The organism is Anaerosolibacter carboniphilus, from assembly GCF_014205875.1.
Taxonomy (GTDB): domain Bacteria; phylum Bacillota; class Clostridia; order Peptostreptococcales; family Thermotaleaceae; genus Anaerosolibacter; species Anaerosolibacter carboniphilus.
Map to the genome: position 1 here is coordinate 99391 of NZ_JACHEN010000004.1, position 13856 is coordinate 113246.

At 35.3% G+C, this 13856-nt stretch carries 16 protein-coding genes; all 16 read right to left on the minus strand.

What is annotated here, in order from left to right:
* Positions 1–7: 7 nt before the first annotated feature.
* Positions 8–655, minus strand: coding sequence for a helix-turn-helix transcriptional regulator (locus tag HNQ80_RS04660; protein WP_184308642.1), 648 nt, complete (start codon positions 653–655; stop codon positions 8–10).
* A gap of 46 nt (positions 656–701) precedes the next feature.
* A complete protein-coding gene (gene rsfS, locus HNQ80_RS04665; RefSeq protein WP_184308644.1) occupies positions 702–1055 on the minus strand; it encodes a ribosome silencing factor in 354 nt (117 codons plus the stop codon).
* Between the two features lie 36 nt (positions 1056–1091).
* Positions 1092–2096, minus strand: a complete 1005-nt coding sequence (locus HNQ80_RS04670) for a calcium/sodium antiporter (protein ID WP_184308646.1) — start codon at positions 2094–2096, stop codon at positions 1092–1094.
* Positions 2097–2201: 105 nt separating this feature from the next.
* On the minus strand, positions 2202–3443 hold the full coding sequence (locus HNQ80_RS04675; protein WP_184308648.1) for an LCP family protein: 1242 nt from the start codon (positions 3441–3443) through the stop codon (positions 2202–2204).
* The gene (gene yqeK, locus HNQ80_RS04680) at positions 3440–4027 is read right to left on the minus strand and encodes a bis(5'-nucleosyl)-tetraphosphatase (symmetrical) YqeK (RefSeq protein WP_184308650.1); all 588 of its coding nucleotides are present in this window, start codon (positions 4025–4027) and stop codon (positions 3440–3442) included. The genes HNQ80_RS04675 and yqeK overlap by 4 nt, the downstream gene beginning before the upstream one ends.
* A gap of 12 nt (positions 4028–4039) precedes the next feature.
* Positions 4040–4714, minus strand: a complete 675-nt coding sequence (nadD, locus tag HNQ80_RS04685) for a nicotinate-nucleotide adenylyltransferase (RefSeq protein WP_184308652.1) — start codon at positions 4712–4714, stop codon at positions 4040–4042.
* Between the two features lie 165 nt (positions 4715–4879).
* Positions 4880–5173, minus strand: coding sequence for a ribosome assembly RNA-binding protein YhbY (gene yhbY, locus HNQ80_RS04690; RefSeq protein WP_184308654.1), 294 nt, complete (start codon positions 5171–5173; stop codon positions 4880–4882).
* A gap of 231 nt (positions 5174–5404) precedes the next feature.
* Positions 5405–6682, minus strand: a complete 1278-nt coding sequence (gene obgE, locus HNQ80_RS04695; protein ID WP_184308656.1) for a GTPase ObgE — start codon at positions 6680–6682, stop codon at positions 5405–5407.
* Positions 6683–6889: 207 nt separating this feature from the next.
* Entirely contained in the window at positions 6890–7192 is a 303-nt protein-coding gene (rpmA, locus tag HNQ80_RS04700) for a 50S ribosomal protein L27 (protein ID WP_184308658.1), read from the minus strand.
* A 3-nt stretch (positions 7193–7195) separates the two neighbouring features.
* Positions 7196–7528 (minus strand): ribosomal-processing cysteine protease Prp, encoded by a 333-nt coding sequence (locus tag HNQ80_RS04705; RefSeq protein ID WP_184308660.1) that lies wholly within the window; start codon positions 7526–7528, stop codon positions 7196–7198.
* A 12-nt stretch (positions 7529–7540) separates the two neighbouring features.
* Positions 7541–7852, minus strand: a complete 312-nt coding sequence (gene rplU / locus HNQ80_RS04710; RefSeq protein ID WP_184308662.1) for a 50S ribosomal protein L21 — start codon at positions 7850–7852, stop codon at positions 7541–7543.
* A 128-nt stretch (positions 7853–7980) separates the two neighbouring features.
* Positions 7981–9471 carry an Rne/Rng family ribonuclease gene (locus HNQ80_RS04715; protein ID WP_184308664.1) on the minus strand — a complete coding sequence of 497 codons (1491 nt, stop codon included), beginning with the start codon at positions 9469–9471 and terminating at the stop codon, positions 7981–7983.
* Positions 9472–9498: 27 nt separating this feature from the next.
* A complete protein-coding gene (locus HNQ80_RS04720; RefSeq protein WP_184308666.1) occupies positions 9499–10215 on the minus strand; it encodes a TIGR03936 family radical SAM-associated protein in 717 nt (238 codons plus the stop codon).
* Positions 10215–12053, minus strand: coding sequence for a TIGR03960 family B12-binding radical SAM protein (locus tag HNQ80_RS04725; protein WP_184308668.1), 1839 nt, complete (start codon positions 12051–12053; stop codon positions 10215–10217). The genes HNQ80_RS04720 and HNQ80_RS04725 overlap by 1 nt, the downstream gene beginning before the upstream one ends.
* Positions 12054–12162: 109 nt before the next feature.
* Entirely contained in the window at positions 12163–13041 is an 879-nt protein-coding gene (locus HNQ80_RS04730) for a M50 family metallopeptidase (protein ID WP_184308670.1), read from the minus strand.
* An 18-nt stretch (positions 13042–13059) separates the two neighbouring features.
* Complete coding sequence (locus HNQ80_RS04735; protein WP_184308672.1) at positions 13060–13806, minus strand: M23 family metallopeptidase; 747 nt, start codon at positions 13804–13806, stop codon at positions 13060–13062.
* Between the last annotated feature and the right edge of the window lie 50 nt (positions 13807–13856).

A 13856-nucleotide genomic window follows, 5' to 3' on the forward strand; every position in this document is an offset into this window, starting at 1 on the left:
CCTCCTGTTATTTATTTACTCTAATTTCATCAAGATAATTATAAATAGTATATCTAGATACACATAATACTTTTGCAACATAATCTATGGCACCTTTAATCAGAAATGCCCCTTGTTCGTCTAACCGTTTAACGATATTCACCTTTTCATCTTTACTCATGTATGCCACAGGCTTGCCTAGTTCTTCTAAGGTATTTGACACAATGCTGCTTAACACATCATTTACACTATTGCTTAGATTATCACTTTGCTTCAAATCTTCTTTACTCTCTGTTTGAGTAATTTCTTGAATTGCATTTTGTGCAACGATTAGCTCAGACATATCGAAATTAATGCATAGACATCCAATAACTTGTCCACTTTCATCATTGATAAACATTGTGCTAGACTTTAATGCACGCCCGTCGGTACTTTTCCCTGTATAATTTAGGATGCTATCATTTGTATTGCCCTTACGAATGGCTTGTAATCCAACTTCAGTCATAGGACTTCCCAAACTTCTTCCAGTCACGTGACCATTCTCAATCGCAATAATTGAACTTTGGAAATTGTTAAAATCATGGAGCACTACTTCACAGTTTTTTCCGAAGGTTTTTGCAATCCCTTCAACAATAGGAATAATACTCTTCAATATTGGATGAATATTTGCGTTCATCTAAATCCCCCTTTGCTCCTATCTCATTTTTATCTATTTATTTCATTTATAAACTATCAGGGTCCTCAAAAATAGCATCTTTCCAAACCCTTTCTAAATTGTAGAAATGTCTTTCTTCCTCAATAAATATGTGTACCACCACAGTCAAATAATCTAATAAAATCCAAGTACCATTATCATGGCCTTCTTTGTGATCCAAAGGAATCCCATCCTCCGCTAATTTAAAAATTATTTCATCAGCTATTGCCTTTGCATGTCTGGTCGAAGTGCCATGGGCAATAACAAAATAATCTGCGAAACTTGAAATCGATTGAATATTTAATACAGCAATATCTTGTCCCTTCTTATCATCAATCGTCTTTGCAATCTTCATTGCGATTTGTCTAGATTCTGCTAACATGTATAACCTCCTAATTCATATATGATAGGTCAAATTTTAGAAAGAAATTAGTGCTAGTACCGTTAGATATGCAATATATAGTAGCATTAATAACACGCCATCCTGCCTACCTAGCTTACGGTTTACTGTTCCAGCGATGATCAGTATCATCATTAACAAAGCCGAAAAAGGTATATCAAGTACCAATGTTTGGGGTATAGCAACCATTTTTTTTCCCAATACCTCAAAATTCCTAACAGATATAATTAACCCATCCTCTGCAGCTATAGATGAGGCACCCAAAACCATAGTTAAATTTAGTATATTTGCTCCTATAATATTACCTACTGAAATTCCTTCATATCCCTTAATAACTGCAATCAAAGACGTCGATAATTCTGGTAGTGAAGTTCCTAATGCAATAAGGGTCAAACTTATTACTTGTTCTGGTATATTTAAGATATTTGCAATCAGTACACCATTGTCGACAAGTAATCTCGCTCCTAGAATGATACCACCGGCACCTGTGATAAATTTGAATAGATTTTTCAATAATGCAGTGTTGAAATTTTTTTCCTGATACCGAATTGTGTATTTATCCTCTTTACGAGTATATACTTCAAAGATATTTATTATTATATATATTATTAAAAGGATAAGCAATACAAATCCTTCATTTCTACTGATCTGTCGATTGAATGCCATCAAATATAAAATTACAGTGGCACAGATCATCAAGATTCCCTTTACACTAAAAAATCTCCTGCGTATTGAAATAGGTGATATCATAGCGCACAGCCCTAGGATAAGGCCAACATTGCATATTGTTGAACCAATTGCATTGCCCATAGCCATATCTAAATGACCATCTAATGTAGCAATCATTGAAACAAAGAGTTCAGGCAAAGTTGTTGCAAGACTTACAAGGGTGGCCCCTATTAATATATTTGGAACACCCGTTATCTTTGCAATCCATACTGCCGCATCCACAAACAAATCCCCTGCTTTAATTATTATGAACAATCCAATAAAAAACAACACAAAGACTATTATATTTTCCATGTAGTCATCCCCTCTATTTTTATGCATGTTAATATATACACGACTAGGTGATGACATATAACTTTTACCTCGAAATCTAGAAAAAAATAGACACTACATAAGTGTCTATTCTTTCAAATCACTTCCAACAATAATTGTTATTTCAGCTTCAGCATCAGCATGTAAGTCTGTTTCGATATCTTTTACTCCAAGTATTTTGGCAATTTTTTTCGCCTCACTTGCTTTATTTTTTCGATCATAGATGTGTGTCTGGCTATACTTCATGCCATTAATATTATTAATATTTACGACATTATATCCTTCGTCTTTTAATTTTTTAGCCACCTTCGTAGCCAATCCCGCTACCCCAGAGCCATTTAAAACTTCTACAGTAGCTTTGCTGACAACTTCCTGCTCTTCAGACTTTTGGATAAGACTGCCCACGATGCCATTAGATGTTTTCTGGGTCTCACTCTGTAAATCATCTAACATTGTCTTCATTTTTTCTTCATCAGGAATAAAATACCATATTCCACTTATCAGTTTAGGCTCACCTGGAATAGTCAACATATTTATGCTGTCCATATTTATGCCAGTTGCCTGGGTTGCATAGGATGCAATTGCCGAAGCAGGCATATTTGTATCTACATAGGTCCCAAAGGTTTTTGCAAGTTTAGGAAGCTTAAGGATTGTTTGAGGACTCAAAAGCTTATCTGCCACTGCTTTTAAGAATTTATGCTGAGCCTCAATTCTTCCTAAATCTTGATCCGTATAGCCTTTTCTAAAGCGTACAAACTGCATTGCCTTATTACCATCTAGCACCTGTAAACCTTTTTTCAAATCAATCTTTAATGGTGGATCTGCATAAGGATCTGAATACTTCATATTCATTGGCACATCCACTTCTACGCCACCAAGATCATCCACAATTTGTCCTAATGCCTTATAGTCTATTCTTACATAGTAATCTACATCAATTCCTAGAAAATCCTTTACGGTTTTAATAGAAAGATCAATACCTCCATAAGCATGGGCATGATTTATTTTGTCTTTTCCCTTATGTCCACGGATAATTACTCTAGTATCCCTTGGGATAGAAATAATATTCACATTTTTTGTTTTAGGATCGAAATTTGCAACCATAATGGTATCTGTTCGTACCCCATTGGCATTTTTTGCGTCTTTTGCATCAACGCCTACAATCAGTACATTCACTGGTTCTTTTCCCTGAGGTGCATCCTCAGGTATAATTTCATTTTCTGGACCTGCACCACTGCTGATACTATCATAAAAAATATATAGTCCTGTACCCATCATCAGCGCAAAGCATACAAAGGCAATAATCAATATTTTAAAAAACTTTTTCATTCACTCACTCCTGTTCCAATCTCCTTCATACATAGAAGTGAATTTCTTGCAGAGATTGTATCATGATGTATTAATTTGTTCTGGAAAATAATATGGGAGATCGTCTGATTTGTAGCCATTAAAGTGGCTTTATCTAAATTAGATAAAGCCACTTTTCTTAAATCGTCAACACCTGGAAATTTCCTACTTGGCTCAATATAATCTGCTAAATAAATAATTTTTTCTAATAAAGTCATATTCTCTCTTCCGGTGGTATGATACCGAATCGCATCTAGTACTGCTTGATCATAAATACCAAACTCTCTTCGAGCAAGTTCTACGCCGACAACAGCGTGCAGTAACTCCGTTTGTTTTTTTGTCACACTATCTAAAATTATATCAAATTGTTCAACATAATTCAACAATTGATGAATATTTAAATCTTTCGCACAGTCATGTATTAAACCCGCTATGCTTGCTTTTTCTATAGAGCAATTATTTTTTTTAGCTAGTATAATAGCAGTCTCTTGCACCCCCAGGGAGTGTTGATATCTTTTTTGACTTAGCGTAGATTTTAAAACCTGCTGAATTTTTGTTAGCTCCATCTTTTTTCTCCCTTATCGATATAGGCCATTTTTGTAAATATAGTACTCAACAGACTCAGGGACGAGATATTTAATAGACTGGTTCGATGTTACCCGTCTTCTAATATCCGTGGAAGATATTGCTAAAGCTGGGACATCTATTTGATGTATCTCGGCTTGATATTTTTTCTGCAAATCCTTTATTTTTTCATCCACAAAAGGAGATTCTAATCCCGGTCTAGTTGCTGCGATGAAACGACATATATGCAATAGCTCGTCCACATCTTTCCAGCTCTCTATATCACAGATTGCATCTGCACCTGTAATAAAAAACAATTCTGTATTCTCTTTATAAATCTGCTTAAGCTTCTTAATCGTGTGGATTGTATATGAAATATTCTCATCTTCAATTTCTATTTTTGACACTTCGAAGTATGGATTCGTCACCGTGGCCAGTAACGCCATAGCATATCTGTGTTTTGAATCAGATACCTGTAAACCAGTTTTATGGGGGGGTATACCAGCGGGTATAAAAATCACCTTGTCTAGGCTATATTCGCATCTTATTTGCTCCGCAATAACCAGATGTCCATGATGAATTGGATCGAAAGTTCCACCCATTATTGCAATTTTTTCCATTTTCTCACTCTTGCTGTAAATCTCACTTTGTTTTTTTTCTGCTTGCTTGATAATTGTTTCTATATCCATCTGATTGCACCTCTTTGGGTTTATCTTCTAATTTGATTATTATACACTATTTTTAAAATTATTTGAAGTATCATCTCATTATGATTTACTTTTCGACGATTTTCAAAACCATATATGCAAATAAAAATCGGGTGTAACCCCGATTTTATTCATAATGATAAAATTTTAGTTAGGTAGATGAATCTTTGCATTTTCCTTGGACTTTCGATAAAGTACAAATTTATTTCCAATCGCTTGAACAAATTCAGATCTAGTTAATTGAGCGACTTCATTTGCTGCATCCTTTGTATTTAAAAGACTCGTTTCAAGCACATGGATCTTTATCAATTCTCTTGCTTCTAAAGCCTCATCTAACTGAGTAATGAAGCTTTCTGTGATGCCCATTTTACCAATTTGAGTAATAGGTTTTATTGTATTTGCTAAGCTCTTAAGATAACTTCTTTGTTTCCCTGTAAGCAAAATAATCCTCCTTTAAACTTCAACCTCTTTTCGAACCTTACGTCTATGGATTTCATAATTTTTGCTGCCTTTTTTCCATCCACTTCTCTCTTTGTTTTCAATAATTTGAGTATCATGGTATTCATTAATAACAAAATCATTTTTTTCTAGACAGAAATATGCATGTGTTCCCTGTTTACAATTCTGGCAATTTAAGCAACTCATACTAAATCTTGTACCCCCATATCAAAATTAATCATAGTATTCGAACTCAAAATCATACATTTTAACAGTATCTCCATCCTGAACACCCAATGCCTTTAGTTCATCCACAATACCCCTCTTTCTAAGGAAATTCTGAAAATATCTTAATGAATCCATATCTTGAAAATTGGTTGAGTTGATAAGTTTTTCTACTGGTCTTCCCTCTACAATATAGTAGTCATTTTCTCTTCTAACAATAATTTTATGGCTTTCGTTTTCCTCTGGTGTATAATACTTAAAGGTTTCAGCCTCATCAAAAATTGGCGTCTCCTTAATTTCATCCAGTTTATTTGCAACATAGGATAGCAATTCTTTTAGCCCTCTGTTTGTAGCAGCAGATATAGGGAATACTTCATACCCCTGGGCTTTCATAGAATCTTCAAAATTTTTATATACGTCTTCAGATTCTAACAAATCAAATTTATTGGCTGCTATCACCTGGTATTTCTTAGATAATCGCTCATCATAGTGCTTTAGTTCATCATTAATTCTGTGAAAATCCTCAAGAGGATCACGTCCTTCTGAGCCTGAAATATCAACAACATGAATAAGCAGCTTCGTACGCTCAATATGTCTTAGAAATTCCAATCCTAATCCCACACCTTGGTGGGCGCCCTCGATTAGTCCAGGAATATCCGCTAAAACAAAGCTTTTACTGTTCACTTCAACGACACCTAGATTCGGTGTAATCGTAGTAAAATGATAGTTCGCAATCTTTGGTTTTGCACTGGTTACCACCGATAGCATTGTAGATTTTCCCACATTTGGAAATCCTACCAATCCAACGTCAGCTAACAGCTTCAATTCCAATATAACCCATCGTTCTTCTGCATGACCACCGCTTTCAGCAAAATTAGGAGCTTGCCTTGTAGCAGTTGTAAAGTGGACGTTGCCTCTTCCACCTTTTCCTCCTTTAGCAATGATAGCACGATCCCCATGATTTGTTAAGTCTGCAATAATTAAATTTGTGTCCTCATCTCGCACAATCGTTCCTGGGGGAACCTTCAATACAAGATCTTCAGCATCTCTACCGTGCATCTTTTTTGCTTTTCCCTTTTCGCCTTCTTGTGCTATGTACTTTTTCTTATAACGAAAATCCATCAATGTTCTTAGGCCCTCGTCAACGACAAAAACTACATCTCCACCTCTACCACCATCTCCGCCATCGGGACCTCCAGCAGGAACGTATTTTTCTTTTCGAAAAGAAGCAGAACCATCTCCACCTTTTCCAGATTTCACAAAAATCCTTGCTTTATCTACAAACATTATATATCACCCTTAGTCCATTCTTCAATATTTTCATTCTAAATATCCTAATTTTCCTTCATTTGCTAATAAATTTATTATATCAACTGTTCTTATGGTGTCAACTATTTTTATTATGTCCATTTTTATTGCAACATAACCAAATGAAGAATAATCGAAATACTACTGAACGCTGAATAAAAAAAACCCCATGAAATGGGGTTCTTTTTATTCAGCAGCCACAGCTGTTTCTCTTGGATATACACTTACTTGTTTCTTATCTTTACCTTTTCTTTCAAACTTAACAACGCCGTCTGTTGTTGCAAATAGAGTATCGTCTCCACCTCTACCTACGTTATTCCCTGGGTGAATCTTTGTACCTCTTTGTCTTACAAGAATACTTCCTGCATTGACAAATTGACCATCGGCTCTTTTTACGCCTAGTCTTTTCGCTTCGCTATCACGGCCGTTCTTGGAGCTACCTACCCCTTTTTTACTCGCAAAAAGCTGAAGATTTATATTAAATAACATTATCTACACCTCCCTATCATGGAGTTCTATATACTCAGAATACATTTTATACGTACCCTTCATACCAATCAACATCGTATTTAGAATAAGATTGGCCTGATTATATAATTCATCTGAAAGATCATCTGGCAGCTTACAGCTAATCCATCCTTCTTTCATTTCATATATGATATGAATGGACAACAACTCATATAAAGCTAAAATTGCAGTCTGCGCCAGTACAGAAATACTTGCACATACTATATCTTGCCCATATTCAGCTGCATTGGCATGTCCTTCCACAGTATATCCAATGATTCTCTCATGGATATCTCTTTGAATGATAATCTTAATCATGGATTCATCTACCTATGCATTGATACTTTCAATTTTTACTTTTGTATATGGTTGACGATGTCCTTGCTTCTTTCTGTAGTCTTTTTTTGATTTATACTTGAAAACGATAATTTTAGGAGCCTTACCATTCTCAACCACAGTTGCAGAAACCTTTGCACCATTTACTACTGGAGATCCTACAGTTAACTGACCATCCTTTGATAAAACTAATACTTTATCAAACTCTACAGTATCACCTTGAGTCACATCAAGCTTTTCAACAAAAAGCGTGTCTCCTTCTTGAACTCTGTATTGTTTTCCACCTGTTTCAATAATAGCGTACATTGTTACACCTCCTCTAACCAGTCTCGCCAAATCCAAGGTACTTTCGTTTAAAACCCGATCTGAGCGGCTTCCTACAGATAAAAATGATAACATACCCATAGATAAAAGTCAACATTTATCAGAAAAAACTACAAAAGTTCTTGAATTTTACCCAATTTTCCCATCCCTCTTGTATGTATCTCATCATTGTGTATATTTTCAGAAGCTTTTAGATAGATTTTTAAATTCGTTTCCTTTTCTAGATCACTTATAAAATAATTGTTATCTTCCGTCAGCACAGTTAAAATAGATGGATTTATTTCGAACAAAACAGCTTCAGCATTGGTATGATGTGAAATTCGCCGAGCTTCATTTTCCAGGTTATGAATCACTGTATATTCAGAGAGAACTTTTCCTGTCCCGTCGCAATAAGGACATTTTTTCTGGAGTATAGAATCGATCCTCTGCCTTACCTTTTTTCTTGTCATTTCTAAAAGACCAAGTTGTGTCATCCCCAGAATATTTGTTTTTGTCCGATCTTTTGCTACTGCCTTTTCCAAAATATGAAGAACCTCTTTCTCTGCATCCTTATTGATCATATCGATGAAATCTACAATAATAATACCGCCTATATCCCTTAATCGTAATTGTTTAGCGATCTCTTTTGCAGCTTCTTTATTGATCTTAACCACGGTATCTTCCAGATCCGTACTACCCACATACTTTCCCGTATTCACATCGATAGAAGTCAAAGCTTCCGTTTGATCAATCACAATATAGCCCCCACTTTTTAGCCAAATTTTTCGTGAGAGCGCACTCTTGATCATGGACTCAATTTGATAATATTCATAAATGTCCACTTCAGATTGGAAATATTCTACGCGGCTTTTCAGATGAGGGGAAATAAGTTCTACAAAATCCAGGGTAGATTTATATTTTTCCTTATCATTCATTACAAAGCGATCAATATCATTACTGAACATATCCCGTACAGTTTTTTGAAGGAGGTCCAGATCTTTATATATTACCCGAGGTGCAAACCCAAGGTGCCTTTCACGTTCAATTTTTTGCCAAAGTTTGAGTAAAAATTTCAAATCTTCCTTCAACTCTTTTTGTTCTTTGCCTTCAGCAGCTGTCCTAGCTATTACACCGATGTGCTTAGGCCTTATTTCCTCTACTGCTTGCTTGAGTCTCTCTCTTTCTGCCTCAGACTCTATCCTCCTTGACACTCCCACATAATCAACATGCGGCATTAAGACCAGATATCTACCTGGCAAAGTTAAATGGGTTGTAATTCGTGCTCCTTTTGTCCCAATTGGCTCTTTAATGACTTGAACAATAATTTCTTGACCACCTTTTACAACATCACGAATCGATATATCCTTTAAGGAAATATCGTTGCTTTCAGCCATATATGGGGGGATCGCATCCTTCACATAGAGAAAAGCATTTTTATCTAATCCTATATCAACAAAGGCAGCCTGCATGCCAGGCAGCACATTGGCAACTCTCCCCTTGTAGATGTTCCCCACGATTCTTTTATTATCTTCTCTTTCTACATATATTTCTACTAGTTCCCTATTTTCCATCAATGCCACCCTTGTTTGGTTTAAACTAGAGTCTATAATTATCTCATTCATTCCAATATCCCCCTGTAAGAATAAAATTTAGCCATTGATTTCTAAAGGTGTTACTAGTGCATCCCCTAAGAGAGTATATAGTTCTAACCGATGAACCCTCACATGTTCAAGTGCTATAGGTAACCCCATATCATGTTTGAATTTTTCAAGCAGTATCTCTGGTTTAAGATTCCCTTTGCTTCCAGTAGCTAACATCATTTTTAGCGTGACTGACGACTCCTGATGCTCCAATAGCTCCATGTTAAAGATAAGTCCTTTGATATTGATTTCTTTTGCCCCGTTTCTGCTATTCTTCTTTGAAGCTTTATGAATAATTATTTCTCCTTGATTCATAAAGCTTTTTATAGCAATTTCCATGGCTTCTTTTGTGATATGACCCTCTAGTGGGCAATTTACTATGTAACTTGATGCATCAACAATTGCCATTAGCGCAGGCATTTTCATTTCAATAAAATTAGCCGATAGAATCTTAATTCCTTGGGGCAACTGCTCATTTACCCTATTAATAAAATGATCGAGTTCCACTCTTTCATCGAGCTCAATATCCATATATTCTGCTTCACTGGAAAGACCAATCGGTACTGCCGTAGCAAAAGAAATCTTAGGATGAGGATTAAACCCTTGGGAAAAAGATAATTTTATATCAGCTCTTCTTAGCGCTCGCTCCATTAATCTCAGCAAATCAAGATGCGATATAAATTTCATAAGATCCGTTTTTATAAATTTAACGCGCAATTTATTCATTAACATACACCACCTATAAAACCTTGATTTATTCCACAACCTGTACAACTTGTTCGACAGTCATGAGTTAAGACAGCCTGTTGAGCTTTTTCATTTTCCTTTATTAGATATTGTTTTGTAATTCCTATTTCTATGTGATCCCATGGCAATATCTCTTCATAGCTCCGCTTTCGATTTGCATAAAAATTGGGATCTATTCCACAATCCTGAAGTGCTCTCATCCATTGATCATATTGGAAAAAATCTTGCCATCCATCAAACTTACATCCATACTCCCAGGCTTTAATTAATACTTCTCCAAGCTTCCTATCTCCTCTGGCGAAAACACCTTCTAAAAAACTAGTTTCAGTATGATGATAACTATATTTAATGTTTTTATGACGTAATTTGCTTTTTAGATACATCTGCTTCTCTTTTAACGTCTCAATAGAATCTTGAGCTTCCCATTGGAAGGGTGTAAATGGTTTTGGAACGAAGGATGATGTGCTAATGGTAACATTTAAACCTTTGTTCCTCTTATCCTTAGGTACTTTATAGTAGGTCTCCACCACCTTATGGGCTAGATCTACAATTCCATCTAAATCCTCATAGGTTTCCGTCGGCAGACCAATCATAAAATAGAGTTTAACATTATTCCAACCTAAGGAAAATGCATTTTCCATGGCCTGGATTAGATCTTCCTCAGTTACCCCTTTGTTGATTACATCCCTCAATCTTTGGGTTCCTGCTTCTGGTGCAAAGGTCAACCCTGTTTTTCTAATCTTTTGGATTTCTTCTATTAATTGTAATGTAAAGGAATCTAGCCTTAGGGATGGTAATGAAAGACCTACCTTTTGCTCGCCATATTTATCAATCAAATGGCGGATTAGATCATTCAAGCTTGAATAGTCACTGGTACTTAATGAAGAAAGCGATAATTCTTCATATCCTGTATTTTTAATGATCTCGTGGGCTAATTCTTTTACCTTATCTACCGAGCGTTCCCGCACAGGTCTGTAAATCATACCAGCTTGGCAAAACCTACAGCCTCGGGAACAGCCTCTAAAAATCTCAACCATTGCTCGGTTATGAACCACGTCAATAAATGGGACAATCACCTTTTCAGGAAAATATATGTCATTTAAATCTTTGATAATTCGCTTCGAAATTTTTGCAGGAAAGTCTTTATTCATAGGAATAAAAGACTGAACCGTTCCATTATCATGATACTTTACTTCATAAAATGATGGTATGTATACACCTTTTATAGCAACAATAGATTCAAAAAAATCTTTTTTGCTCTTACCCGAATGTTTCCAATCTTTATATTTGTCGAGTAACTCAAGAATAACCTCTTCGGCCTCTCCAAGTACAAAAACGTCAATGATCTCCGCAAGAGGCTCTGGATTGTAAGCGCATGGTCCTCCTGCTATTATGATTGGATCTTCCATTCCCCGATCTTTACTACGAAGAGGAATATTTCCCAAAGCTAAAATATTTAAAATATTCGAATAGCTTAATTCATATTGAAGCGTGAACCCAATAAAATCTAATTCATAAATAGGACTATGGGTTTCAAGGGTAAAAAGAGGTAACCCTCTCTCTTTTAATAGCCCTTCCATATCAGCCCATGGCGAGAAAATTCGCTCACAGTATACATCATTTTGTTTATTTAAAAGGTTATATAAAATATGCATGCCCAAATGGGACATTCCTACCTCATATACATCTGGGAATGCAAATCCAAATCGAATGTCAACTTTATCTAAGTCTTTTTTAGCACTATTTAACTCATTTCCAATATACCTGGCTGGCTTTTCAACTCGATAAAGTAGTGAATCTAAATCAATTTTCGTCATTTTTAGTCCTCCTAAAGCACCTGATCTGATCTCATCTCTAGTATTTGTATAGTTGGTTATATAAATACCTATATTTTCTTCTTCAGTATAGTATTACTATTGTATCATTTTACCTATCTATTAACAACTTTTCTAGCGGAACATTTATACCATATCTGATCATGCCTTCTAAAACCTCTGTCTCTGTTAAATATCCAATCAGCTTGCATTTCCCATCCACAACCATCACGATATGGTATTTGTTAGGCAAAAATTGATCCATGATTTCATTTACAGGAGTGCCTTTCATCGCAACTAATTGTTTTGACCTTAATACGCCTTCTGAAAGAAGAGATTGTTTTTTATGTGTTATTTCCTTTATAAAAATAAAAGCTGCCATTTTATATTCCCTTTGGGCAGCGATATATAAAAAAATAGCTATGAAAGAAAGAAAGATATTCAAATAATTATATCTTATCATACAAATTCCCCAAATAAATATAGCAATACAACAAATCTTCGACAATCTTACAATTATTTTTGTTGCTTTTTTAAATCCAACAAAGCAAGCCAGATAGGCCCTTATCATTCGCCCTCCATCCAGAGGAAGGATAGGAATCAAATTAAATACACCAATAACAATATTCGAATAAACAAAAAAAACCATTAACTCACTTTGATTCGATAACCAGTAATATATATGATAGCCAATAAATGCCATACAAAGATTTGATACAGGTCCTACAGCAGCTATAATAATCTCGTCCCTTGGACTGGTGCTAAACAACTCTTCAATCCTAGCTACGCCGCCAAAAGGGAATATCTCGATGTCATGGATATGGTACCCTAATATTTTTGCCATGATCGTATGAGCCAATTCGTGAAGAAAGACAATGACAAACGAAAGAATTGCATTCTCTATGTAGCCAAAAATAAAAAAAAGAATGAATGAAAAGCATAACAAGTAGTTTATTTTTATTTCTACTCCAGCTATTTTAATAAATGTCATTCATAGGCACCTACTATCTTAAAGACTGGTTTTGTCAAAATTGATATACTCCTCAGGGTCCACTTCTTGATCATTTACCCACAATAAAAACTGCAGCAAATTGTTTGCATCGCTTGTATTGCTCAGTTTTGCAATCTCCTGACCACTCCTAACGTTTTCTCCTTTATTTACATAAATTTCTCCGCAATTCCCATATAAGGCGCTTACATTTTCTCCATGCTGAATTTTAATAAATTTTCCAAAACTTTCGCTTTCTCCAACTTCAATAATTTCTCCATCTGTGACAGATATAATGCTTCGACTGTTCCTTGGCATAACCTTGATTCCTAACTGATAAGTTTTCGTATTTAAGACAGGATCAATATTTTCACCATGTTTGGAAACGATTGTACCTTGGATCGGTGCAAGAAGAGTATATCCATCAATTTTCTCTTTTCCCATATTATTGAAAACACTGGCAGCTTTGCGAGGAAGGGATGGAATCGTTTGTGCATATTCTAATACTCGTTTACCTGCTTTTTTAAAATCAAGCTCTTTATTTAATGTTGTTTTTACTACATCAACTGCTTTGTTTGTAAAGGGCAAGTTAATACTTTTCATTAATATGGCTAGCAGCACGATGCCTATGCAAATAGCTATCTTTTTTAGGGTTCTTCTATAAAAATTCTCTCCTTTTCCCATGGTGCTTAGTTGTGGGCTTATTCTTTTCGGATAACTACTCATCCTCGGTCTATCATATTTCATTCTTCCAAAAGACTTATTCATAAATACCCTCCTTATGTTGTAATTAGTATAATATATTTTTTATTCCTTCG